The 23,300-nt window shown below is 68.0% G+C and carries 23 protein-coding genes; 13 read left to right on the top strand and 10 right to left on the bottom strand.

Annotation, left to right across the window (positions count from 1 at the left end):
• Positions 1 to 181: 181 nt before the first annotated feature.
• On the bottom strand, positions 182 to 829 hold the full coding sequence (locus SPHPH_RS0101875) for a hypothetical protein (protein WP_238302806.1): 648 nt from the start codon (positions 827 to 829) through the stop codon (positions 182 to 184).
• Positions 826 to 1,458 (bottom strand): class I SAM-dependent methyltransferase, encoded by a 633-nt coding sequence (locus SPHPH_RS0101870; protein WP_028965164.1) that lies wholly within the window; start codon positions 1,456 to 1,458, stop codon positions 826 to 828. The genes SPHPH_RS0101875 and SPHPH_RS0101870 overlap by 4 nt, the downstream gene beginning before the upstream one ends.
• A 252-nt stretch (positions 1,459 to 1,710) precedes the next feature.
• Between SPHPH_RS0101870 and SPHPH_RS0101865 the strand changes: the two genes are divergently transcribed.
• Positions 1,711 to 2,091, top strand: coding sequence for a hypothetical protein (locus SPHPH_RS0101865; protein ID WP_028965163.1), 381 nt, complete (start codon positions 1,711 to 1,713; stop codon positions 2,089 to 2,091).
• Between the two features lie 126 nt (positions 2,092 to 2,217).
• On the opposite strand, the gene ald is transcribed toward SPHPH_RS0101865, so the two are convergent.
• Positions 2,218 to 3,306, bottom strand: a complete 1,089-nt coding sequence (gene ald, locus SPHPH_RS0101860) for an alanine dehydrogenase (RefSeq protein ID WP_028965162.1) — start codon at positions 3,304 to 3,306, stop codon at positions 2,218 to 2,220.
• Between the two features lie 114 nt (positions 3,307 to 3,420).
• Between ald and SPHPH_RS0101855 the strand changes: the two genes are divergently transcribed.
• Positions 3,421 to 3,900, top strand: a complete 480-nt coding sequence (locus SPHPH_RS0101855; RefSeq protein ID WP_028965161.1) for an Lrp/AsnC family transcriptional regulator — start codon at positions 3,421 to 3,423, stop codon at positions 3,898 to 3,900.
• A 195-nt stretch (positions 3,901 to 4,095) separates the two neighbouring features.
• The gene (locus tag SPHPH_RS0101850) at positions 4,096 to 5,541 is read left to right on the top strand and encodes a methyl-accepting chemotaxis protein (RefSeq protein WP_028965160.1); all 1,446 of its coding nucleotides are present in this window, start codon (positions 4,096 to 4,098) and stop codon (positions 5,539 to 5,541) included.
• A gap of 212 nt (positions 5,542 to 5,753) precedes the next feature.
• Here the strand turns inward: SPHPH_RS0101850 and SPHPH_RS0101845 are convergent, their stop codons facing one another.
• Together SPHPH_RS0101845 and SPHPH_RS0101840 are read right to left on the bottom strand one after the other, a co-directional pair.
• Complete coding sequence (locus SPHPH_RS0101845; RefSeq protein ID WP_028965159.1) at positions 5,754 to 6,749, bottom strand: Gfo/Idh/MocA family protein; 996 nt, start codon at positions 6,747 to 6,749, stop codon at positions 5,754 to 5,756.
• Between the two features lie 283 nt (positions 6,750 to 7,032).
• Positions 7,033 to 7,986, bottom strand: a complete 954-nt coding sequence (locus SPHPH_RS0101840; protein ID WP_051273178.1) for an MDR/zinc-dependent alcohol dehydrogenase-like family protein — start codon at positions 7,984 to 7,986, stop codon at positions 7,033 to 7,035.
• A gap of 38 nt (positions 7,987 to 8,024) precedes the next feature.
• On the opposite strand from SPHPH_RS0101840, the gene SPHPH_RS0101835 reads away from it, so the two are divergent.
• On the top strand, positions 8,025 to 8,534 hold the full coding sequence (locus tag SPHPH_RS0101835) for a DUF1003 domain-containing protein (protein WP_028965157.1): 510 nt from the start codon (positions 8,025 to 8,027) through the stop codon (positions 8,532 to 8,534).
• Here SPHPH_RS0101835 and SPHPH_RS0101830 read toward each other — a convergent pair.
• Both SPHPH_RS0101830 and SPHPH_RS0101825 read right to left on the bottom strand, forming a co-directional pair.
• The gene (locus SPHPH_RS0101830) at positions 8,509 to 9,426 is read right to left on the bottom strand and encodes a glycosyl hydrolase (protein WP_028965156.1); all 918 of its coding nucleotides are present in this window, start codon (positions 9,424 to 9,426) and stop codon (positions 8,509 to 8,511) included. The genes SPHPH_RS0101835 and SPHPH_RS0101830 overlap by 26 nt on opposite strands.
• Entirely contained in the window at positions 9,423 to 10,211 is a 789-nt protein-coding gene (locus SPHPH_RS0101825; RefSeq protein WP_028965155.1) for a TIGR04290 family methyltransferase, read from the bottom strand. Before SPHPH_RS0101825 ends, SPHPH_RS0101830 begins: the two co-directional genes overlap by 4 nt.
• A 120-nt stretch (positions 10,212 to 10,331) precedes the next feature.
• Here SPHPH_RS0101825 and SPHPH_RS18630 point away from each other — a divergent pair, with 120 nt between their 5' ends.
• Together SPHPH_RS18630 and SPHPH_RS0101815 are read left to right on the top strand one after the other, a co-directional pair.
• Positions 10,332 to 11,243 carry a glycosyltransferase family 9 protein gene (locus SPHPH_RS18630; protein WP_156025767.1) on the top strand — a complete coding sequence of 304 codons (912 nt, stop codon included), beginning with the start codon at positions 10,332 to 10,334 and terminating at the stop codon, positions 11,241 to 11,243.
• Positions 11,200 to 11,598: a DUF6165 family protein gene (locus SPHPH_RS0101815; RefSeq protein ID WP_028965154.1), complete on the top strand. Its 399-nt coding sequence runs from the start codon at positions 11,200 to 11,202 to the stop codon at positions 11,596 to 11,598. Before SPHPH_RS18630 ends, SPHPH_RS0101815 begins: the two co-directional genes overlap by 44 nt.
• Before the next feature lie 176 nt (positions 11,599 to 11,774).
• Here the strand turns inward: SPHPH_RS0101815 and SPHPH_RS0101810 are convergent, their stop codons facing one another.
• Positions 11,775 to 12,356, bottom strand: a complete 582-nt coding sequence (locus SPHPH_RS0101810) for a histidine phosphatase family protein (protein WP_028965153.1) — start codon at positions 12,354 to 12,356, stop codon at positions 11,775 to 11,777.
• A gap of 165 nt (positions 12,357 to 12,521) precedes the next feature.
• Here SPHPH_RS0101810 and SPHPH_RS0101805 point away from each other — a divergent pair, with 165 nt between their 5' ends.
• The 7 genes from SPHPH_RS0101805 (at position 12,522) to SPHPH_RS0101775 (ending at position 19,378) form a co-directional block, all read left to right on the top strand.
• Positions 12,522 to 13,634, top strand: a complete 1,113-nt coding sequence (locus tag SPHPH_RS0101805) for an NAD-dependent epimerase/dehydratase family protein (RefSeq protein WP_028965152.1) — start codon at positions 12,522 to 12,524, stop codon at positions 13,632 to 13,634.
• The gene (locus tag SPHPH_RS0101800; RefSeq protein ID WP_028965151.1) at positions 13,631 to 14,686 is read left to right on the top strand and encodes an SDR family NAD(P)-dependent oxidoreductase; all 1,056 of its coding nucleotides are present in this window, start codon (positions 13,631 to 13,633) and stop codon (positions 14,684 to 14,686) included. The genes SPHPH_RS0101805 and SPHPH_RS0101800 overlap by 4 nt, the downstream gene beginning before the upstream one ends.
• A 14-nt stretch (positions 14,687 to 14,700) precedes the next feature.
• Positions 14,701 to 15,768: a glycosyltransferase family 4 protein gene (locus SPHPH_RS0101795; protein ID WP_037487881.1), complete on the top strand. Its 1,068-nt coding sequence runs from the start codon at positions 14,701 to 14,703 to the stop codon at positions 15,766 to 15,768.
• The gene (locus tag SPHPH_RS0101790) at positions 15,765 to 16,877 is read left to right on the top strand and encodes a CgeB family protein (RefSeq protein ID WP_028965149.1); all 1,113 of its coding nucleotides are present in this window, start codon (positions 15,765 to 15,767) and stop codon (positions 16,875 to 16,877) included. The genes SPHPH_RS0101795 and SPHPH_RS0101790 overlap by 4 nt, the downstream gene beginning before the upstream one ends.
• Positions 16,874 to 17,962 carry a CgeB family protein gene (locus SPHPH_RS0101785; protein ID WP_028965148.1) on the top strand — a complete coding sequence of 363 codons (1,089 nt, stop codon included), beginning with the start codon at positions 16,874 to 16,876 and terminating at the stop codon, positions 17,960 to 17,962. The genes SPHPH_RS0101790 and SPHPH_RS0101785 overlap by 4 nt, the downstream gene beginning before the upstream one ends.
• Complete coding sequence (locus SPHPH_RS0101780; protein ID WP_028965147.1) at positions 17,962 to 19,029, top strand: CgeB family protein; 1,068 nt, start codon at positions 17,962 to 17,964, stop codon at positions 19,027 to 19,029. The genes SPHPH_RS0101785 and SPHPH_RS0101780 overlap by 1 nt, the downstream gene beginning before the upstream one ends.
• A gap of 76 nt (positions 19,030 to 19,105) precedes the next feature.
• On the top strand, positions 19,106 to 19,378 hold the full coding sequence (locus tag SPHPH_RS0101775; RefSeq protein WP_028965146.1) for a CsbD family protein: 273 nt from the start codon (positions 19,106 to 19,108) through the stop codon (positions 19,376 to 19,378).
• A 101-nt stretch (positions 19,379 to 19,479) separates the two neighbouring features.
• On the opposite strand, the gene SPHPH_RS0101770 is transcribed toward SPHPH_RS0101775, so the two are convergent.
• Positions 19,480 to 19,863 carry a response regulator gene (locus tag SPHPH_RS0101770; RefSeq protein ID WP_238302805.1) on the bottom strand — a complete coding sequence of 128 codons (384 nt, stop codon included), beginning with the start codon at positions 19,861 to 19,863 and terminating at the stop codon, positions 19,480 to 19,482.
• Positions 19,856 to 23,284, bottom strand: a complete 3,429-nt coding sequence (locus SPHPH_RS0101765) for a CheR family methyltransferase (protein WP_051272781.1) — start codon at positions 23,282 to 23,284, stop codon at positions 19,856 to 19,858. The genes SPHPH_RS0101770 and SPHPH_RS0101765 overlap by 8 nt, the downstream gene beginning before the upstream one ends.
• Positions 23,285 to 23,300 lie beyond the last annotated feature (16 nt).

Here is a 23,300-nt window from a genome sequence, read left to right as displayed (position 1 = left end):
GCCCTCTCGCCCTCCACCATCGTCATCCCCGCGCAGGCGGGGATCCAGAACCCATGTCGTAACGGCTCTATCGAGACGGTGCCAACCACCGTCCCGAACCTCACCAGTCACCGCGCGTCTTGATTCCCGCCTTCGCGGGAATGACGGACGGGCGGGGGCAAACGGAAGCCCCCGCCCCCGTTCACGCCGCCGCGTGCGTGTCGTCGCTGCGCCCGTGCTTCAACAACTTCGCCGGCGCGGTGCGGTACAGGCGGAAGTCGCTGAACGGATCGGTGACGATCTTGGTCGCCCAGACGATTCCGGTCTCCAGATCGCGCTCGATCCACAATTGCCCGACGCGGAACAGGATCGCCGCAACGCCGAAGAACAGCCACCCGAACCCGACATGGCGCAGGAAGTCCATCGCCCCGTCCGGCCGCTCCAGCACACCGAACAACGTCGGGAACAGCGCCAGCACCACCGGGATCGCCAGCCACAATCCCATCAGCACATATTTGCGCATCAGATTGTAGCCGACCTTCACCTCTTCCTTATATTCGTTGGTGACGCCATTCTCTTCGTCATAGTCTTTGGGCTCGAAGAAGAAATGCCCGGCCTGCCGGCTGGTCATCGCGACGCCCCAGGCCAGCAGGCTGGCCAGCGCGGCATCGACGAACAACAGCGCATAAGCGGTGATGAACGTGCACGCGCTGACGAAATGCAGGCTCTGGTTGATCAGATCGTGATGGTAATAACGATGATCGTCCCAGCGCTGCTCCTTCAGCTGCGCGCGAAATCCGGGATTGCCCTGTTCATCCTCGAAACGGAGCTTGCGAAGCGACGGCATCATGCCTTCTCCTTGGCGATGCGGACCAGCGAGAAATGTCCGAGCGGCGGGATCGCACGCCGCTCGGTCAGCGACACGTCGCTGCGCGTCGCGATCCAGTCCGTATAGAGCGCGAACGGGAAGTCGGTGCGGAAGCCGAGCCGCTCGGTGATCGGCATCAGCGCGCGCTCGATCCCGCCGCGCAACCCCTGCTCGGCACCGACGCGGGTGGTGATGATGATCTCGCCGCCAGGCCGGCAGACACGCGCGAATTCATCCAGCGCACGCCGCGGGTTGGCAACCGCACTCACCACATATTGCGCAACGACGACGTCGAAAGACTCGTCGGCAAAATCCAGCGCTTCGGCATCGCCGACGCGGATCGCGTCGACGTTCGGCAGGTTTAACCGCCGCGTACGCGCCCGCGCCTTGTCGAGCATGTCCTCCGAAATATCGACGCCGGTCACGCGGCTGGTGGTGGCATATTGCGGCAGCGAGATGCCGGTGCCGACCCCCACCTCCAGAATGCGCCCGCCGATCCGGTCCGCCGCGCGGATCGCCGCCGCGCGTCCCTGTCGAAATACCGGGCCGAACACCAGATCGTACACCGGCGCCCACCGATCATAGGCCAGCGCCACGCCGGCCGTCGTCATCGTCGCTGTCATTCCCGCCGCTTACCTTCGCTGAGGAGCCCCGCTGGGGCCTTGGGACGGCGACCCTTGTGCGACGGCGAGGTGTCAGCGTGACGACGATTGGGTGACGGTCGTCGTCATCGAAGCGACACGCGACTGACACATGCCGCGAGTGGAAATCTTTATCTTCTAGATTGATCTGCATCAGGGAGCCAAGCGGTTCGCCACCTCGTTCGCTGCCCGGGACTTTTCTCCCACGAAAGGAAGCAGCCGATGGCCGTGAAATTCGCCGGAACCATGAACGCGATCAATCGCGGGCTCGACGAGACCAAGCCCTCCAAGGGCGTCGACATGATCGAGGATTGGGAGGCTGCGCTCGCCGACCTCGATACGCCCGGCGCAAAGGGCATCCTGCGCGACCTCGGATCGCTGCGCAAACAACTCGAGAAGGACGAGCCGGATGCCGACCGCGTCCACGCCCTGCTCCACCGGCTCGGCGCGGCGACGACCAAGATCGCCGACAAGGCCGAGAAGTCGCAGGACAAGCTCAAGTCGCTCGGCGAAGCGCTGACCGAGGCGGGTGAAGAGGAACACGACGAGGAGGAAGACACCGCCGCGTCCGCCGCCCCGAAGCGCGCGCGCAAGAAGAAGTAAGGCTCGCGGAGGGAGGTTGCCCCTCCGCCGTCGCCCCGGACCTGATCCGGGGCCCCGCTTCTCTCCAACCGTGCGAGAAGAAGAAGCGGGGTCCCGGGTCGAGCCCGGGACGACGATCAAGGTGCACTACCCCGCGACGCCCAGCGCCTCGGCCACCACCTTGTTGACGATCTTGCCGCCGCGCACGTTGACACCGGCCATCAACCCGGCATCCGCCTCCGCCGCGGCATAACCACGATCGGCCAGCGCCAGCCCATAGGGCAGCGTCGCATTGTTGAGCGCATGGCTCGACGTGAGCGGCACCGCGCCCGGCATGTTCGCGACGCAATAATGGATCACGCCGTCGACCTCATAGGTCGGCTCGGCATGGGTGGTCGCGTGGCTGGTCTCGAAACAGCCGCCCTGATCGATCGCGACGTCGACCAGCACCGCGCGCGGCTTCATCAGCTTCAGCATCGGGCGCGTCACCAGCTTCGGCGCCGAAGCACCGGGGATCAGCACCGCGCCGATCACCGCATCGGCTTCCGAAATCTCGTGTTCGATCGACTCCAGCGTCGACACGCGCGTCCGCACCCGCCCCTGGAACAGCTCGTCCAGCTCCCGCAGCCGCGGGATCGCGCGATCGATGATCGTCACCTCCGCTCCAAGGCCCACCGCCATGCGCGCGGCATGGGTACCGACGACACCCCCGCCCAGCACGACGATCCGCGCCGGCTGCACGCCGGGCACGCCGCCGATCAGCACGCCGCGCCCGCCGTTGACTGCCTTCAGCGCGGTCCCCGCCGCCTCGATCGACAGCCGTCCCGCGACCTCGCTCATCGGCGCGAGCAGCGGCAGGTGTCCCCGCGCGTCCACCACCGTCTCATAGGCGACCGCGGTGACGCCCGACGCCTGCAAGCCCTTCGCCTGCTCGGGATCGGGCGCGAGGTGGAGGTAGGTGAACAGGATCTGGTCCTCGCGCAGCTGCACCCACTCGCTGGGTTGCGGCTCCTTGACCTTCACCACCATCTGCGCGGTCGCGAACACTTCCTCGGCGGTGTCGACGATCCCGGCGCCCGCCGCCCGATAGGCGTCGTCGTCGGCGGCGATGCCCGCGCCCGCGCCGGTCTGAACGATCACCTCATGGCCATGCGCGACATATTCGCGCACCGCGCCGGGGGTGAGGCCGACACGATATTCGTGGTTCTTGATTTCCTTGGGCACGCCGATGCGCATGGGTCCGCCTCCTGTCGTTTCGCGCAGTATAGCGCGTCATCGACGTTGAAACCGGGCGAAATGGGCGTGCGCCCGGTGACTTTGCGCCGAAATCCTGCATGATCGCGCACGATGATGCCGAAAGACCCCGTTCTCGACCGAATCGATCGCCGCCTGATCGCGCTGCTGCTCGACAATGCCCGCGCGACTGCCTTCACGCTCGCGGAGGCGATCGGCCGCTCCGCCACAGCCGTCGCGCGGCGGCAGCGCGCGCTGGAGGAGGCCGGGATCATCACCGGCTATGCCGCGCGGCTCGATCTGGCGCGGCTCGGGTGCCAGACGACCGTGCACATCAAGGTGACGCTGGAGAGCCAGCGCATCGACGTGCTCGACGCCTTCGAAACCGCGATCGCGGCAAGCCCATCGGTGGTCCGCTGCGACCTGATGTCGGGCAGCTACGATTATCTCGTCACTGTAAGGGCCCGGGATCTGGCACATTTCGCGCAGATTCACCGCGACGAGCTTTCCCGGCTGCCCGGCGTCACGCAGATGGAAAGCGGGTTCGTGCTGAAAGAAGTCGTTGCCCCCCGCCTGCCGCCGGCCTTGCTCGAATAAGTAGATCTCGGTGATCGAATTTCTGTGACAGCAACAGCAAACATTTGAAACAGGGAAAAGTTTCATCACGGATTGCGTTACAGGTTTGTTGCTTGCCCGCATCCGTTAACTTCACCTTCAACAAATCCCGCCAGTTCTCCGCCAGCTAATCTCCATTGGTAGAGATGCTCGGGATTGGGTGCGGAGAACATAAGAATGATCCAGTGGTTTCAACGGGATGCACCGATACGCGTGAAGTTCGCCGTGCTGGCGGCGCTCTATGGCAGCCTCTCCGCGCTATCGCTGGGCACCACGATCGGCGCGACGAGTGGTACGCTGCCGGCGACGCTCGCGATCGGGCTGGCCGCCACGATCGTGGTCGTCGTGCTCGTGATCGCGCTGAAGTCGCGCAAGCTGATCTGCGACCCCTATGTCAGCACGGTGCTGCGCATGGAGCGGCTGGCTGCCAACGATCTCGGCTCGCCGATCGCCTTTACCGAATTCCGCGATTGCGTCGGCCGGATGGCGCGCGCGATGCATGTGTTCCAGCGCAATGGCAAGGCGTTGGCCGAGGCGGCGGCGACGCAACAGGCGGTGGTCGACGCGCTGGGCGGCGGACTCAGCCGGCTTGCCGACAACGACCTGAGTTTCACGATCGATACGCCGTTCACGCCAGAATATGACGCGCTGCGCGTCAACTTCAACCTCGCGATGGCGGCGGTGTCGAACACGATCGCGGCCGTCGCGGCGGCCAGCAACGGCATCAACAGCGGCGCGGCGGACATCCGCCAGGCGTCGGACGATCTGTCGCAGCGCACCGAGCAGCAGGCCGCCTCGCTCGAGGAAACCGCCGCGGCGATGGACGAGATCACCACCACCGTGCGCGAAACCGCCGCCGGTGCGCGCCGCGCCAACGATGCGGTCGGCGATGCGCGTGCCGAGGCGGAAAGCTCGGGCGACGTCGTGCGCCGCGCGGTCGATGCGATGGGCGGGATCGAGCGTGCCTCGTCGGAGATCAGCGAGATCATCAGCGTCATCGACGGCATCGCCTTCCAGACCAACCTTTTGGCGCTCAACGCCGGTGTCGAGGCGGCGCGTGCGGGCGACGCGGGCAAGGGCTTCGCGGTCGTCGCCTCCGAGGTCCGCGCGCTGGCGCAGCGCTCCGCGGATGCCGCAAAGGACGTGAAGGCCAAGATCCTCGCCTCCTCGGAGCAGGTCGAGGCGGGTGTGACGCTGGTCAGCGAGACCGGCAAGGCGCTGCAGCGCATCATCACGCGCATCGGCGAGATCAGCACGCTCGTCTCGACGATCGCGCAATCGGCCGAGCATCAGGCGACGGGCTTGCAGCAGGTGAACACCGCCGTGTCGGAGATGGACGGCGTCACGCAACAGAATGCCGCGATGGTCGAGGAAGCCACCGCCGCCGCGCGCAGCCTCGCCGAGGAAGCGACCCGTCTCACCACCGAAGTCGCCCGCTTCCGCACCGCGCACGGGCAACGCCCGGTGCTCGCCGCGAGCGCCCCGGCCGCCGCGTCGGTCCACGACCTGCAGGCGCGCGCGGCACAGGCCAGCCGCGACCTGGCGCGCACCGCGCGCCGCCCGGTCACCGGCACGCGCGGGACGGCACTGGCGGTGGCGGACGAGGAATGGTCGGAGTTCTAGGTCGCCGGGCGGCCCGTCGCACTCTGCGACGGGACTCGCCCAAGACCGGCCGGCGGGGCACCGCCCTGACCGACGACGCGGCTTCGCCGCGGCGGACACGGGTTGCCGTCATTCCCGCGAAGGCGGGAATCCAGACGCGCAGGTCCGTCGATAGAAACGCAACCGTCAGCGTCTCTGGATTCGCGCCCCCGCGGGAATGACGGAGCTACTCCCTACCCCCGCCCCGCCGCATAAATCGCGTCCAGCACCCGCGCGGTCGCGACATACTCCTCCGCCGCCGCGTCGAAGCGCGCACCGGCGGCCAGCCGTTCCGCCCAGTCGACCGCCGCACGCCCGCCCCAATCGTCGGGCGGTATCGCCAACGTCTCGCGCGCGGTGCCGCGGAAATGTTCGGCGGTGAAGTCGTAGAACGAGCCGCCGACGTTGCGCAGCGCCGCGCCCCCCTCGGTGCCGTAGAAGGCCGCCTCGATCACCGCATCCTGCCCGGCGTGGAGCCGCCACGAACAGGCCAGTCGAACGATCACGCCATTGTCGAGCCGCACGGTCGCAGCGGCATAATCCTCTACCGCGTCCGCCGCGAGCGGCGCACCGCCGGCATAGAGTGCCGCCTCGACACGCTCCGCAGTCGCCCCCGGATTGAGCCACAAGGCGAGATCGGCAAGGTGGATGCCGAGATCCATGACGCATCCGCCGCCGGATTGCGCGCGGTCATAGAACCACGGCTTGTCGGGCCCGTAAGCGTTGTGGAAGGTCAGATCGATCGCGAACACGCGCCCCAGCGCCCCGCCGCGCACCAGCGGCGCGACCGCGCGCATCCCGGCGGTATGGCGATAGGACAGGTCGACCCCCAGCAACCGGTCCGCCCGCCGCGCCGCCGCGACCACCGCTTCATTCTCGGCGGCGTCGCGCCCGAGCGGCTTCTGGCAGAACACCGCCACCCCCGCCTCCAGCGCGGCGATCGACTGCGCGGCGTGCAGCGCGCTCGGGCTGGCGATCACCACCCCGTCGAGCCCGAGCGCAAGCATCTCGTCCAGCGATGCGCACACCTGCGCGCCGGGCGCGTCCTGCGAGGCGGCGGCGACCATCTCCGCCGAGGGATCGCTGATCGCGACCGCCTCGACCGCGCCGCTCGCAACCATCGCTGCCATCCGGTGCCGCCCGATCCAGCCGGTGCCGAGGAAACCGATGCGGAGTTTGGCGTGAGTCATGCCTCGTCTTTCCTTCATCTACTTTGGTCGCTTGCGCGTCATCGGCTTCCAATGCGGCTCGACCGTCAAAACTCCCATGCGGCGCGGGCAATGGTCCGAGCCGCACAATCTCTCATTCGTCGCCCCGGACTTGATCCGAGGCCCCGCTTCCTTGTGGCGACTGAAGGAAGAAGCGGGATCCCGGATCAAGTCCGGGATGACGGGAGAGAACAGGTGATCGGTGGATGTCGATCGGTCCTGAACGCCCTCCCGCGCGGGGTCACGGTCGCGAAGCGGCCCCGCCTCAGAACGTCACCACCGCCTTCACGAAGCCGGCGGGCTTGTCGCGCGTCGCGGCGACCGCCTCGTTCAGCTCCGCCAGCGAAAAGCGGTGCGTCAGCAGCGCCGCCAGATCGACGCGGCCGCCGGCCACCGCCGCCACCGCCTCGTTCAGCCCGCGCAGATTCACCCGTGGGTCGCGTTCGTGCGCGTTAATCACGTCGATTCCCTTCCAGTTCCAGTCCTGCATGTTCACCTGCCGCGGCCCGTCCTGATGATAGCCCGCCACCACCAGCCGGCCGCCGAACCCAATGATCGCCGAGGCGAGGTCGAGCGGCCATTGCTTCCCGACCGCTTCGATGACGCGCTCGCACAACGCCTCGCCGGTCAGTTCTTTGACGCGCTCGATGATCGCCCAGTGATCGTCCATCGCGATCGTCTCGGCTGCGCCGTTCGCGCGCGCCAGCGCCAGCGATTCCTCGCGTCGCGAGATCGCGATCACCCGCGCCCCCGCATCGCTCGCCAGCTTGGTCAGCACCGCGCCGAGGAAGCCGATCCCGACGATCGCCACCGTCTGCCCGGGCAGCACGTCGGCGCGGCGGAATATGTTCATCGCGCAGGCCAGCGGCTCACCCGGAAACGCCTGCCCGTCGAGTGCGGACGGCAACCGCACCAGCTGGTCGACCGCCGCCACGTCATACGGCGCGAAGCTGTGCCCCGACAGCATCGTCACCCGCTCACCGACCGCAACGTCGGTGACGCCCTCGCCGAGCGCATCGACCACGCCCCAGCCTTCATGTCCCATCCCGGCGGCCTCGCTGGGATAGGTCGACCACGGCTGCCCCTCCCACGGCTCGACGTTCGACGCGCACACGCCGCAACCCTCCAGCCGTACGCGCACCTCGCCCGTGCCCGGCTGCGGCACCGGTACCTCGCGCACCTCGAACCGCCCCGGCGCGACCAGCACCGCGGCCGACATCATGCTTCCATTACCCTGCGACAATCGTTTGGCTTCCCATGAATGAACCGCGTGATCTGAACGGCGCCCTCGCCGACAACATCCACCGCCTCGCCGAGCGCCAGCGCCGCGTCGAGGCCGACGCCCCCTGGTCGGACCGGCTGGCCGGCCGGATCACCGGCTTCACCGGCTCGATGACGTTCGTCGCGCTGCACCTGACGTTCTTCGGCGGCTGGATCATATGGAACCTGCGGCTGACCCCCAAGTTCGACCCAACCTTCGTCGTGCTGGCGATGATTGCGTCGGTGGAGGCGATCTTCCTGTCCACCTTCGTGCTCATCAGCCAGAACCGCATGGCCGCGCAGGCGCAGGCGCGCGCCGACCTCGACCTGCACATCAACCTGCTCGCCGAGCACGAACTGTCGCGGCTCACCGCGGTCGTCCGCCAGATCGCCGAACGCGTCGGGGTCACACTCCCCGACGACATTGCGGAAATCGAGCGCGACGTCCGCGCCGAGGACGTGCTCGACACGCTCGACCGGGTTACGCCACCGCCGTCCGGGTCGTGACCGCCGCGGGCGCGTAGCGGTCGATCATCCACGCGCAGAAATCCGCGAATGCCTGCGGATCGCGCGCCGCGCTGGTGTGATGCGGCTGGATGCCGAGATGCTCGGGGGTGAAGCAGAAGGTCACCGTCGTATCGAACTCGGCGAGCGCTTCCATCTGTCGGTCGAACCAGTCGGTCGCATTGGGGCGGAAGCTGTCGGCCCAGCTCAGCCCGGTGCGCAGCTTCTTCGTCCCCAGCCGCTTCATCCACATGACCGCGTCGTCGAGCCGAGGGTCCTCGAAATGGAACCATTGCATCAGCCCCATCTCCGACGCGACCTTCGCATAGCTGTCAAGCGACGGCTTGGGTGTGCCATCCTCACGGATCAGTCCCATGTAGAAATGCCGGTAATAGCTCGATCCTTCCGCCTCGCGGTGGCGGGTGGTCGCGCCCCATTCCTGCGGCAGGTCGAACAGCGAATACCAATAGACGCGTGGCACGCGCCCGATCAGCAGCTCGGCGGTCTTCTCGACCCCGAACACCTGCACCTCCTCGGCGCCGAACGAGCCGACGCCGACCTCGGTCACCCACACCGGCTTGTCGGTCACCGCCTCGATCTCGGCGATCTTGGCGGGCCAGTCGTGGATCGACCACAAATTCCAGTCGAGCGGGAAGCCGTGCACCGCGATCACGTCGACCGCGTCGAGGCAGCCATGTGCCTCCAGCCGCTTCACCCACAACGGATCGATCGGCGACATGCCGCCCAGCACGCGCGTCACCGCCGGGTTGACCGCCGCGATCGACGCCCCCGCGCGCTTGACGGTGTCGGCGAACAGCGACCAGTCGGGGTCGACCTCCGGATCCCAGTGCGACTTGTTGTTCGGCTCGTTCCAGATCATCGCGGCTTCGATCACGCGCGCACTCCCCCCGTGGATGGATAGACCGCCGCCGGTCCGTGCTCCGCAAAGGGCACGTCGCTGACGCGGCAGAGATAGACGTCGTCCTGCGGATGCGCGGTCACCGTGAAGCCGGCGGCGCGAAGCATCGCTTCCGAACAGGCGCGGTTCGGCGCCCACCAGTTGGTCCAGTCGCCCGCGAACTTGCGCTCGATGAAATGCAGCTTGGGATAGTCGCGATCGTCGAAATAGTCGGGCGGGGTCCAGGTGCCGGGCACATAGAAGGGATGATCCTCGGGCACCTGCGCCTCGTCCTTCGACCCCTGCTGCATCGTCTGGAACAGCATCAGATCGCCCGCGACATGCTCGCGGATCAGGTCGAGCGCGAGCAGCGGATGCCGCAGATGGTAGAGCACCCCCATGAAGATCACGAGGTCGAACCGCTCGCCGAGCTGCGCGACGTCATAGACCGACAGGTTGCGGAACTCGACGCTGTCGCCGAATCCCAGCGCCTCGCTCGCAAACCGCGCCTGCGCCAGATAGCGGTCGTCGGAGTCGATCCCCACCACCCGCGCTGCGCCGCGTCGCTTCATCTCGACCGAATAGAAGCCCGCGTTGCAGCCGATATCGAGCACCGTCTTGCCGGTCAGATCCTCTGGCAGACAGACGCCGAATTCGGCGAACTTGTTGCCGGGATAATCGAGCAGGAAATGATCGGGAGCTGTCTGGACGCCGCCGGGCAGGTGAATGTTGTGAAACCACGGTGCCAGTTCCGCGACCCGCGCACGCAAATCTTCGCTCATCAATCCCCCGTCACCCATCGCAAGCATCAACTATCCTCGGACAGCCGCGTTCCGCTGGATTGATCTCGCTCAACTTAATATTGTGGAACCGCCGCCCGGGTGTGCCGCGTTTGCGGCGGCATGAGCGATCACGGCTGGACCCGGGCGATGCGCGAGGAGCGCTACGAGGACGCCTGGGCGATCGAGCAGGCCGTACTCGTCGCCCGCGACCCGTCGACGCGCGACGACCCCACGCTCCCCTATCATCGGCGCTGGGTGTGGGACGGCGGCGCGGTCGACGATCGTGACGTGCTGGTGCGCTGCTATCACGGTCTCGGCGACACGCTGCAATTCGCCCGCTTCCTGCCGTCGCTGGTGCAGCGCGCACGCACGGTGACGGTCGAGGTCCCCGCGCGGCTCCACGCATTGTTGCACTTCCCCGGCGTAGCGCTCGCTGCCTTCGACGAGGCACACCCACTGCCGCGATCGGAGTGCGATATCGAGATAACCGAGCTTTGCGCCGCGCTCCGCTGTACGCCGCGGGACGTTCCCGTCCCGTATGTAAGCGCCGCCCCCGCCCCGCTGCCCGATGACACGATCGGGCTCTGCTGGCGGGCTGGCGACTGGGATGCCGATCGCTGGGTGGCGCCCGCCTTGCTCGAACCGATCGCGTCGCGGCACCGTTGCGCCTCGCTGGTCAGCGCGCCGACCACCCTACCCGTCATCAACCCCGAAGGCTGCCCGTTCGACCTCGCCGCGACCGCCGCGCTGGTCGCCGGCTGCGCACTGGTCATCACCGTCGACACGATGATCGCGCATCTCGCCGGCGCGCTCGGGCGGCCGACGTGGCTGCTGCTCAAAGCCACGCCCGACTGGCGCTGGGACCCCGCCCGCCGCGACAGCGCCTGGTACCCACACACCCGCCTCTATGCGCAGCCGACCGCAGGCGACTGGCACACGCCACTCGCCACGATCGCGTGCGATCTCGACGTGATAGAAGGAGAAGATCATGGCCAGCCTCCCCAGCCCGTCCGTGCCCGTGTCCTGGGGTGAGTTGCTCGACAAGATCACGATCCTCGAGATCAAGCAGCACCGCATCGACCGCGCCGACGCGCGCGCCAATGTCGCGCGCGAACATTCGCTGCTGTCGCGGATCGGTGCGGGCGTGCTCGGGCAGGACGAGGTCGCGCCGCTCTATGCGCGGCTAAAGTCGGTCAACGAGGACCTGTGGGAGATCGAGGATGCGATCCGCCGCGAGGAGGCGGCGCGCAGCTTCGGCGGCGAGTTCATCCGGCTGGCGCGCGCGGTCTACGTCAAGAACGACGAGCGCGCGGCGCTGAAACGCGCGATCAACGTCGCGCTTGAGTCGGATCTGATCGAAGAGAAGAGCTATGCGGCGGTGAATTGATTTTTCCCGACACCGAAGCGTGGCTGCCGGGGCGACTGCACCTCCGGATTGGACAGACATGGGCCCCTGCCTTCGCAGGGGCGACGGCGGCCAAACGAACCGTCGCCCCTGCGAAGGCAGGGGCCCATGTCTGTAGAGTTCATCTGCAACGCCGCCCCAACCACGCCGCCGATGTGTCAACCGGAACGCTCGTTCAACGCCACCACCACCGCCCCCTCGCCGTGCAGCGCCAGCGTCGTCACCGACCCCGGATCGCACCCCAACGAAAAGATCCGCTCCAGCGGCAATCCCAGATAATGCGCCACGACGCCGCGGATCACGTCGCAATGCGAGACGCATAACGTCACGCCCTCCCCGCAAACCGCGACGAACCCGACCGCGCGCGCCACCGCCTCGCCCATCGTCTCGCCGCCCGGACAGCGCGCGGTGTCGCGCTCGGCATTCCACCGCTGCCAGTTCGCATCCGCCTCCAGCAGGGCGAACGGGCGACCGGTAAACGCACCGAAATCCACCTCGTCGAGCGCCGCGTCGATCAAAACCGGCAACTCCAGCGCCGCCGCAACCGCCGCCGCCGTCTCTCGCGTCCGTGCGCGCGGACTGGTGACGATCCGCGTCACGCCGCGACCGGCCACCAATCGTGCAAGTTCCCGGGCCTCTGCCTGCCCGCGCTGATCAAGCGGAATATCCGATCGACCGCTCAACACGCGACCGACTTCTTTATGGTGCCCATGCCGGGCGAGCAAAACAACTCTGGCCATAGCGGATTGATCTGAATCAATTCACCAGCAAAGTCCATAAAAATTACGGTACCGCAATTATCTTCGGAACCAAGCTAAGTAGAAGATGTTCTTCTTTCTGCAATCAATCAGCAATGCACGCGCGTGTCATTGATCGAAATCAATTGCGGGGCGGGAGGAACATTCGTGGAAACCATTCTCATCACCGGCGGGGCCGGCTTCATCGGGCGTTTCGTTGCCGATGAGTTGCTGGCGCGCGGCCATGAAGTGCGCGTGCTCGACAGCCTCATCGAGCAGGTCCACGGCGATTGCGAGCGCCCGCCGCTCCTCAACGACGCGGTCGAACTGATCCGCGGCGACGTGCGCAATGGCGATGTCGTCAGCAAGGCGCTCGACGGCGTCGACAGCGTGATCCATCTCGCCGCCGAGGTCGGGGTCGGCCAGTCGATGTACGAGGTCGAACGCTATACCTCGACCAACGACGTCGGCACCGCCGTTCTGTTCGAGAAACTGATCGACAAGCCGGTGCGCCGTGTCGTCACGGCCTCGTCGATGTCGATCTATGGCGAAGGGCTGTACCGCGATGCCGACGGCAATCTGGTCCAGGATGCCGAGCGCAAGGGGCTGCGCGATGGGCTGACCAATTGGGAGCCGGTCGACGCGCAGGGCCGTCCGCTCACCCCGGTCGCGACGCCGGAGTGGAAACAGCCCAACCTCGCCTCGATCTACGCGCTCAACAAATATGTGCAGGAGCGCACCACCCACATCATGGCCGCGCCTTACGGGATCGAAGGCGTGTGCCTGCGGCTGTTCAACGTCTACGGCCCCGGCCAGGCGCTCTCCAACCCGTATACCGGCGTACTCGCGATCTTCGCGTCGCGGTTGCTCAACGGGCAGAAGCCGATGATCTTCGAGGACGGCGAGCAGCGCCGCGACTTCGTCCATGTCAGCGACGTGGCGCGCGGCTTCGCCGATGCGCTGTTCCTGCCGCAGGCGGTCGGCGGCACGTTCAATATCGGCTCGGGCCATGACCGCTCGGTGACGGAAGTCGCAACCGAACTCGCCAAGGCGATGGGCAAGAACGATCTCGTCCCGGAGATCGTCGGCAAGGCGCGGATCGGTGACATCCGCCATTGCTTCTGCGACACCACGTTGGCGCAGGAACGGCTGGACTTCCGCGCGACTCAGGATTTCACCGCCGGCCTTGCCGAACTGGCGGAATGGGTCGCCGAACAGACCGCCGAGGACAAGGTCGCGACGATGCGCGCCGAGCTCGAGCGCCGCGGGCTGGTCGCATGAACGGGCCGGTGCTGGTTACCGGCGGCGCCGGCTTCATCGGCTCGAACCTCGCCGACCGGCTTGCCGGCGAAGGGCATGACGTGGTGATCTACGACGCGCTGGCGCGCGCCGGGGTGGAGCGCAACCTTGCATGGCTGCGCGCGCGCCACGGCAGCCGCATCCGCTTCGTTCATGCGGATATCCGCGACGCGGCGCGGCTCGCCGACGAGGTTGCGGGCGCGGCGGCGGTGTTCCACTTCGCCGCGCAGGTGGCGGTGACCACCAGCCTCGACGACCCCGCCGACGATTTCACCACCAACATCACCGCCACCTTCCAGTTGCTGGAGGCGATCCGCACCCGCGCGGCGCACGTGCCGTTGATCTTCGCCTCCACCAACAAGGTGTATGGCGACCTCGCCGACTTGGATTTCGTGCTGGAGGACGAAGCCTATCGCCCCGTCGACCCGCAGGTCCGCGCGCACGGCATCGGCGAGGCGCGGCCGCTCGACTTCCACACGCCCTATGGCGTGTCGAAGGGTGCGGCGGACCAATATGTCCTCGACTACGCGCGCAGCTTCGGGCTCAAGACCTGCGTCTTCCGGATGAGCTGCATCTACGGCCAGCGCCAGATGGGCACCGAGGATCAGGGCTGGGTCGCGCACTTCCTGATCCGCGCACTGAACGGCGAACCGATCACGCTCTACGGCGATGGGCATCAGGTCCGCGACGTGCTCGACGTCCGCGACGCGGTGAACGCCTATCTCGCCGCATGGCGGCGGATCGACGATGTAGCGGGCCGCGCCTTCAACCTCGGCGGCGGACCCGACAATGCGGTCAGCCTGCGCCAGTTGCTCGCGCATATCGCGACGCTCACCGGCCGCCCGGTCGATGTCCGCTATTCGGGGTGGCGCGCGGGCGACCAGCGCTATTTCGTCGCCGACGCGCGCGCCGCCGCCGCGACGCTCGCGCTGCCGGAGCGCCGTGACTGGCGCGAGGGCGTCGGCGCGCTCGCCGACTGGTTGCAGCGCGAACATGCCGCCGCCGAGACGCCGGCGATCGAGGTCGCTGCGTGACAGGACGGCTGTTGATGACCGCCGACGCGGTCGGCGGCGTCTGGCAATATGCGCTTCAGCTCGCCGCCGATCTGGTCCGCACCGGCTGGTCGGTCGACCTCGCCACGCTCGGCCCTGCCCCCTCGCCGGCGCATCACGCACAGGCCGAAGCAGCGGGCGTCACGCTGATCGACACCCGCCTCCCGCTCGACTGGCTCGCCAGCGACGCGCGGGCGGTGTCGGTCGCCGCCGATGCGATCGCCGCACTCGCTGCGGCACGCGCGGTCGACGTCGTCCAGCTCAACCAGCCCGCGCTCGCGATCGCCGATTTCGCGGTGCCGGTCGTCGCGGTCGTCCATAGCTGCGTCGCGAGCTGGTGGGAGGCGGTCGAGCACGGCCCGCTCCCCGCCGATCTCACGTGGCAGACCGAATTGGTCGCACGCGGCCTCGCGCGTGCCGACGCGATCGTCTGCCCGACCCGCGCCTTCGCCGCGACGATCCAGCGTCTCTACGCGCTGCCCGCCGCGCCGCGCGCGATCCACAACGGCCGCACACTACCCGCCGCGACCGGCGCGCTCGAGGCACGCGCCTTCACCGCCGGACGGCTGTGGGATCGCGGCAAGAATGTCGCAACGCTCGACCGCGCCGCCGCTTTGCTGCCGCTGCCGTTCCGCGCCGCCGGTCCCGCGCGCGGCCCGCATGGCGAGCATCACCGGCTCCACCATCTCGAACCGCTCGGCCGGATCAGCGACGCCGCGATCGCCGCCGCGCTGTCGACCCGCCCAATCTTCGCCTCGGCAGCCTATTACGAGCCGTTCGGGCTGGCGGTGCTGGAGGCGGCGTTGACTGGCTGCGCGCTGGTCCTGTCCGACATCCCGACCTTCCGCGAATTGTGGGACGGCGTCGCGACCTTCGTCGACCCCGACGATGCCGAGGGCTTTGCGCACGCGATCGCCGCGCTCGCCGCCGACACCGACCTGCGCCTCGCCCGCGGTGCGCTCGCCCGCACCCGCGCGCTCGACTACGCGCCGGAGCAGACCGCGCGCGCAATGGCCGCGCTGCTCGACCGCGTCACCGCCACCGGCGAGCGGGTCGCGGCATGAAGCTGGTCTATTTCGCCCACAGCCTCGCCTCGTGCTGGAACCACGGCAACGCGCATTTCCTGCGCGGCGTGCTGTCGGAGCTGATCGCGCGCGGGCATGACGTGCGCGTCTACGAACCGGTCGGTGCGTGGAGCCTCGACAACCTGCTCGCCGACAATGGCGACGCCGGGCTCGACGCTTACCGACGCGCCTATCCCGAACTGTCGTCGCAGACCTTCGCCCCCGACGCCGACCTCGCCGAACTGGTCGACGATGCCGACGTGGTGATCGTCCATGAATGGAACGCGCACGATCTGGTCGCCGCGCTCGGCACGCTCCGCCGCGACGGCGCGCGCTTCACCTTGCTGTTCCACGACACGCACCACCGCGCGGTCAGCGCGCCCGAGGAGATGCGCGCCTACGACCTCGACGGCTATGACGGCGTGCTCGCGTTCGGCGAGGCGCTGTCGCGCGTCTATCGCGACTGGGGCTGGGGCGACCGCGTCTGGACGTGGCACGAAGCCGCCGACACGCGCCGCTTCTTCCCCGTCGAAACCGAGGATCGCGACGGCCTCGTCTGGATCGGCAACTGGGGCGACGGCGAACGCACCGCCGAGATCGAGACCTATCTGCTCGCCCCCGCGCGCGACGCCGGGCTGCCGCTCGACATCTACGGCGTCCGCTACCCCGACGACGGCAAGGCGATGCTCGCGTCCTATGGCGCGCGCTATCACGGCTGGGCGCCCAACGCCGCCGCCCCCGCGATCTTCGCGCGTGCGCTGGCGACCGTCCATGTCCCCCGGCGTTATTACACGACGATCCTGCCCGGGATCCCGACGATCCGCGTCTTTGAAGCGCTCGCCTGCGGCCTGCCGCTCGCCAGCGCACCGTGGGACGATGCCGAGCATCTCTTCCGCCCCGGCACCGACTTCCTGTTCGCGCAGACGCCCGACGACATGACGCGCATCCTGCGCGACCTGCGTCATGATCCGGCTTTACGCGCATCGCTTGCCATCGCAGGGCTCGAAACCATCCGCGCACGCCACACCTGCGCGCACCGCGTCGACGAATTGCTGGCTATTCTGGCCACGATCGACGCCCCCTCGCTGTCACGGAGCATCCCAGCGTGAAGATCGCCTTCTACGGGTCCAGCCTGCTGTCGTCCTACTGGAACGGCGCCGCGACCTATTACCGCGGCATCCTGCGCGCGCTCGGCGAGCGCGGCTATGACATCACCTTCTACGAACCCGATGCGTTCGAGCGGCAACAGCATCGCGACATCGACCCGCCTTCCTATGCCAAGGTCGTCGTCTATCCCGCGACCCACGACGCGCTGCGCGAGGTGCTGGCCGAGGCCGCCAACGCCGACATCGTCGTCAAGGCCAACGGCGTCGGCGTCTTCGACCGCGAACTGCTCGAAGGCATCATCGCGCACGCCCGCCCCGACGCACTCAAGATCTTCTGGGACGTCGACGCCGCCGCGACGCTCGACGAGATGCGCGCCGACCCCGATCATCCGGTCACCGCCGCGCTGCCGCACCTCGACATGGTGCTCACCTATGGCGGCGGCGATCCGGTCGTGAACGCCTATCGCGGCTTCGGCGCGGCACAGTGCATCCCCGTCTACAACGCGCTCGATCCGCAGACGCACCACCCCGTGCCTGCCGACGAGCGCTTCGCATGCGACCTCGCCTTCCTCGGCAACCGCCTCCCCGACCGCGAGGCGCGGGTCGAGGAATTCTTCCTCCGCCCCGCCGCGCTGCTACCGCAACAGAGCTTCCTGATCGGCGGCAACGGCTGGGATACCAAGGCGATGCCCGGCAACGTCCGCCACCGCGGCCATGTCTTCACTGCCGAGCACAATGCCTTCAACTGCACGCCGCGCGCGGTCCTCAACGTCGCGCGCGACTCGATGGCGCACATCGGCTTCTCGCCCGCGACGCGCGTCTTCGAGGCCGCCGGTGCCGCCGCCTGCCTCATAACCGATGCGTGGGAGGGGATCGAGCTGTTCCTGATCCCCGACCGCGAAGTGCTGGTCGCGCGCGACGGACAGGACGTCGCCGACCATCTTGCCGCATTGACCACCGAGCGTGCGCAGGCGATCGGTCAGGCCGCGCTCAAGCGCGTCCTAGCCGAACACACCTATGACCTGCGCGGCGCGCAGGTCGACACGCTCTTCAAGGCGCACGCCGCCCGCCAGCGCGAGGCCGCGTGATGAAGCTCGTCGTCCTCGGCCTCTCGCTCAGCTCCAGCTGGGGCAACGGCCACGCCACCACCTTCCGCGCGCTGCTCCGCGCCTTCGCCGCGCGCGGCCACAAAGTGCTGTTCCTCGAACGCGACATGCCCTGGTATGCCGCGCACCGCGACGAACCCGCGCCCGATTACTGCCGCCTCGAACTCTACGACAGCCTCGCCGCGCTGGCCGACTGGCAAAAGGAGATCGAACAGGCCGATGCGGTGATGGTCGGCTCCTACGTTCCCGACGGTATCGAGGTCGGCAAGCTCGTCCAGCAATGGGCGCGCGGCGTGACCAGCTTCTACGACATCGACACGCCCGTCACGCTCGCCAAACTGGCGCGCGGCGCGTGCGATTACGTCTCGCCCGAAGTCATCCCCGGCTACGACGTCTATTGCTCGTTCACCGGCGGCCCGACGCTGCGGCTGATCGAGGAACGCTACATGAGCCCGGCCGCGCGGGCGCTCTATTGCTCGGTCGATGTCGACCGCTACCGCCCGACCGGCGCGGACAAGCGCTGGGACCTGTCGTATCTCGGCACCTACAGCGGCGATCGCCAGCCGACGCTCGACCGCTTGCTGATCGAGCCCGCGCGCCGCCACCCGGAACAGCGCTTCGTCGTCGCCGGCCCGCAATATCCCGACACGATCGACTGGCCCGCGAACGTCGAACGGATCGAGCATCTCGCTCCCGCCGACCACGCCGATTTCTATTCGGCGAGCCGCGCGACGCTCAACGTCACCCGCGCCGACATGATCGCCGCCGGCTGGTCGCCATCGGTGCGGCTGTTCGAGGCGACGGCCTGCGGCACGCCGATCGTCTCGGACCGCTGGCCGGGGATCGACGAGCTGCTCACGCCCGACACCGAAATCCTGCTCGCCGACACCAGCGACGATGTCGAGGCGGCGCTCGCGCGCCACGATCTCGACGCGATCGGCACCGCCGGCCGCGCCCGCGTCCTCGCCGAGCACACCGCCCACCACCGCGCCGCCGAGCTGGAGGCGCATCTCCGCGAGGCGGCGGAGGCGAAACTCACCACCGCCTGAAGCGTCCTTGCGATCAACGGAACGAACCGCCCCTGATCCCGGTTATGCCCCGCGAAGTCACACAAGGAGATGTTTGATGAACAGCGACACGCTGACCGGCGCCACCACCGACTTGGGCGGCAAGCTGAAGGAAGGTCTGGGTAAGGCATTCGGCGACAACCAGCTTCAGGCCGAGGGCAAGGCCGATCGCGCCGAGGGCACGGTGCAGAAGACCTATGGTGACGCCAAGGACAGCGTCGCCCCGTTGCTCGATCAGGCCCGTCGTTTCATCAACGAGCGTCCGTTCGCCGCCGCCGCCGTCGGTGGCGTGATCGGCCTCGCGTTGCTCAACACGCTGCGCGGCAAGTAACGACACCGTCGTCCCGGACTTGGTCCGGGACGACCGGCATCCAGCCGTCATTGCGAGCGTAGCGAAGCAATCCAGAGCGCCACGCGCAGACGCCCCGAAATCTAGGCCGCCTTCTGCCGCTCCGCACACCGACGCAGCGCATTCGCCAGCGTGTCGGGCGCGCTCGGTTTCGGACAAACCGTCGCGCTGGGATAGCGCTGCCGCAACGCCGCATCGTCGGCGTGCCCTGAATGGAACAGCAACGGCACCCCCGCCGCATGCAGTCGATCCGCCGCGGGAAACACCGTTCCATCCGCCAGCCGCACGTCCAGCACCGCCGCCGCGAAGCGCGCCGCGTGGCGCTCGATCGCCGCCTCCGCTTCGACGAGGGTCGCGCACGGCCCCACCACGTGAAAGCCGGCATCCTCGATCGTCTCCTGAAGATCGAGCGCGATGAAAAGCTCGTCCTCGACCAACAGGACGTCGACGGCAGCAGGGTCAGTCACGGGCAAGCACACTCGCGGGCAGTTTCATTCGCATCCGAAACGATCGTCCGGCCGCCTCGCTCCGTACCTCGCCAAGTAATTGTCGGACACTCGTGTCGACCAGCAGCGATCCGAACCCGCGCTGAGTCGCCTCCGCCTCCTGATCGCCGGGGCCGACCTCGTCCCAATCCAGTTCCAGCCCGTTGCCGCCCACGCGCCAGCGCACCGTCAACCCGGTGCCGCCGTCCGGCGCGCCGTCGCGCTTCTCCCCACATAACGCGCCGTATTTCACCGAGTTGGTCGCCCATTCGTGCAGGATCAGCGCCAGCGACGACAGGCATTGCCGGTTGAGCGCCACCTTCGGCCCCTCGACCGTGATGTGCGAATGGTCGCGATACGGGGCAAGCGTGGCGGCGACCAGTTCGTCCAGCCCGATCGCCTGCGGCTGCCCGGCCGGCGACGCCAGCGAGTGCGCGCTGCCCAGCGCCGCGATCCGGTGGCGCAGGTCGGTCGCGAACGGGCGCACTTCGTCGTGGTTGCGTGACGCGACGGTGATCATCCCCGCGATCACCGCGAACAGGTTCTTCACGCGGTGGTTCATCTCGCGCAGCATCAGCTCGCGCGTCTCCGCCAGCGTATATTCGGGGGTGACATCGATCGACACGCCCACCAGCCGCGGCGGATTGCTCCCGGCGATCACCCGGCCGAACCCCTTCACCCAGCGGACCTTGCCATTGGTCGGGCGCAGCCGGAACGTCGCCTCGAAATCGCCATTGCGCTCAACCGCACGGCGCAGCGCGGTTTCGACCGCACCGCGATCCTCGGCCTCGATCCGGTCGAGCAGCGGATCGATCCGCGTCGCTTCCTCACCCTCGACGTCGAACAGGCGCTGTTCGACCCCGTCGAGCACCGTCTCGCCGGTTTCGGGGCAATATTCCCACACACCGATTCCCGCGGCCTTGATCGCCAGGTCGAGCCGTTCGCGCTCGGCCGCGAGCTGCCGCTCCAGCGACAGCGCCTCGGTAATGTCGGTCAGCACCAGGGTCGTGCCGTCAACCGACCCGGATTGCGTGCGATACGGCAACACGCGCAGCGACAGCACGCGGTCGCCGTCGCGGGTCATCACGCGCCGCTGCGTCGCCGGTGCCCCCGCCGCCACTGCGCGCGCATCCTCCAGATAGTCGCTGCCGCGCAGCCGGCTGGCGACATCGCTCAGCGGCCGGCCGCGATCGGCGGGCTGCAACGGGAAGATCGACACCGCCGCATCGGTGTAGCTGCGCACCTTCAGATCGGCATCGAGCACCACCACCGCCAGCTCGGTCGACTGGTGGAAGTTGCGCAGGTCGGAGATAGCGACCGTCAGTTGCTCGACCTTGCTCTTCAGCTCGTCGTTGACGGTCGACAATTCCTCGTTCGTCGATTGAAGCTCCTCGTTCATCGACATCATTTCTTCGTTGGAGCTTTTCAGCTCCTCGTTCGCGGTCTCCAGTTCCTCGATCGCGGTACGCAGCCGGTGCCGCGTCAGCCGCAACTCGTCCTCGATCGCCTCCAGATGATCGTCGGTGGCGGCCAGATCCTCCAGCTCGCCCTGATCCGACGGCCGGAACGCGCCGCTGTCGCGGAACACGAACAGCAACGTGCCGTCGCCCAGCGGATCGCAGATCACCTCGACCGGCTGGATGCCATAGTCGGTCTCGACCTCGACATCGCGCGCCACCACGCGTCGCCGCTCGTCGCGCGCCTGCCGCAACAGCGGGCCGATCACGGTACGCAGCCCGGGCCGCGCGAGATTGACCGCGCTGCTCCCGCCGGTGCGCGTCACGGGAAAGTCGAAATACCGGCCCAGCTTTCCGTAAGCGGCGGCGATCCCGCCGTCCTGATCGACGATCAGGCTCGCCGGCGCGTAACGGTCGACGATTCGCCGGATCGCGACGCTCTCGTTGGTCAGCGCAGGGCTCTCGCCCCGTCCGTCGCGCTCGCGTCGCGCACCCGTAGGCCGCGAATTGCCGGGAAGGTCGATCGGATAGCTCGGCGCGCCGGGCGCGCGTTCGTAAAGGCGCGCGTGCTGGTCGACGACCGTGAACAGATGCTCGAACCGGCCGACGCTCTCCGATGGCCCCAGGAACAGGAAACCACCGGGGCGCAACGCATAGTGAAACAGCGGCAGCACCGCCTGCTGCAAACGATCGTCGAAATAGATCAGCAGGTTGCGGCACGAAACCAGATCGATCCGCGAGAACGGCGGATCCTTGACCAGACTGTGGCTGGAAAAGCGGATCATGTCGCGGATCTGGCTCGCGATCGTGAACCGTTCGGCGTGCGGCACGGTATAACGCTCGCGCAGCCCCGGCGCCAGGTCATTGAGCGCTGCGGCCGGATAATTGCCCTCGCGCGCGATCGACAGCATCTGCTCGTCGATGTCGGTGGCGAAGATCTGCACCGCCAGCGGCTGCCCGGAGGTGCGCGCCGCCTCCGCGAACAGCATCGCGATCGTATAGGCTTCCTCGCCGCTCGAACAGCCCGGCACCCATACGCGCAGGTCGTCGTCGGTCGCGCGCTCGCGCAGCAACGGCTCTATCACCTGCTTGCGCAGCGTTTCGAACGCCTCCGCATCGCGGAAGAAGCGCGTGACGTTGATCAGCAGGTCGCGGAACAACGCCTCGCATTCGTCGGCATCGCCGCGCACCCGCGCCAGATAGGCGCGCCCGGTGTCGATCCCCAACACATGCATCCGCCGCTCGACCCGGCGGATCAGCGTCGAGCGTTTGTAGCCGGAAAAGTCGTGCCCGACCGCGTTGCGCAACACGCGGCACAATTCGTCGACATGATCCGCGACTACCCCGGCCTGCGCATCGCCCGGCTCGGAATTGCGCCGCCCGAAGAAGCCGCGAAGGCAGTCGAGGATCTCGCCCGGCGGCTTGACGAAGTCGATCAACCCGGTGCCGACCGCCGACAGCGGCATCCCGTCGTAGCGCGCGCTTTCCGGCTGCTGGACGACCGCGACGCCGCCATTCTCCTTGATCGCGCGCAGGCCGGTCGTCCCGTCCGCGCCGGTGCCAGACAGGATGACGCACGCGGCGTTCGATTGCTGATCGCCGGCCAGCGACTGGAAGAAGTCGTCGATCGGCCGCCGCATCCCGCGACGCTGCGCGAAATCGGTCAGCTCCAGCACGCCGTCGCGGATCGCCAGCCCGCGCCCCGGCGGGATGATATAGACCTTGTCGGCCTCGATCCGCTCGCCGCCCGCGCTTTGCAGCACCTCCAGCGCGGTGGCGCGGTCGAGCAATTCGGCCAGCATGCTCTCGTGATTGGGGTCGAGGTGCTGGACCACCACGAACGCCAGCCCGGTCGGCCGCTGCGCCGGCGCCAGCATCTCGCGCAGCGCCTCAAGCCCGCCTGCCGATGCGCCGATGCCGACCACCGGCACCGCCGGTCTGGTCATGGCGGACGCGGGACGA

Source organism: Sphingomonas phyllosphaerae FA2 (genome assembly GCF_000427645.1).
GTDB lineage: Bacteria > Pseudomonadota > Alphaproteobacteria > Sphingomonadales > Sphingomonadaceae > Sphingomonas > Sphingomonas phyllosphaerae.
Note: the sequence above shows the minus strand (reverse complement) of the source record. Positions and strands in the feature narration are given on the sequence as shown.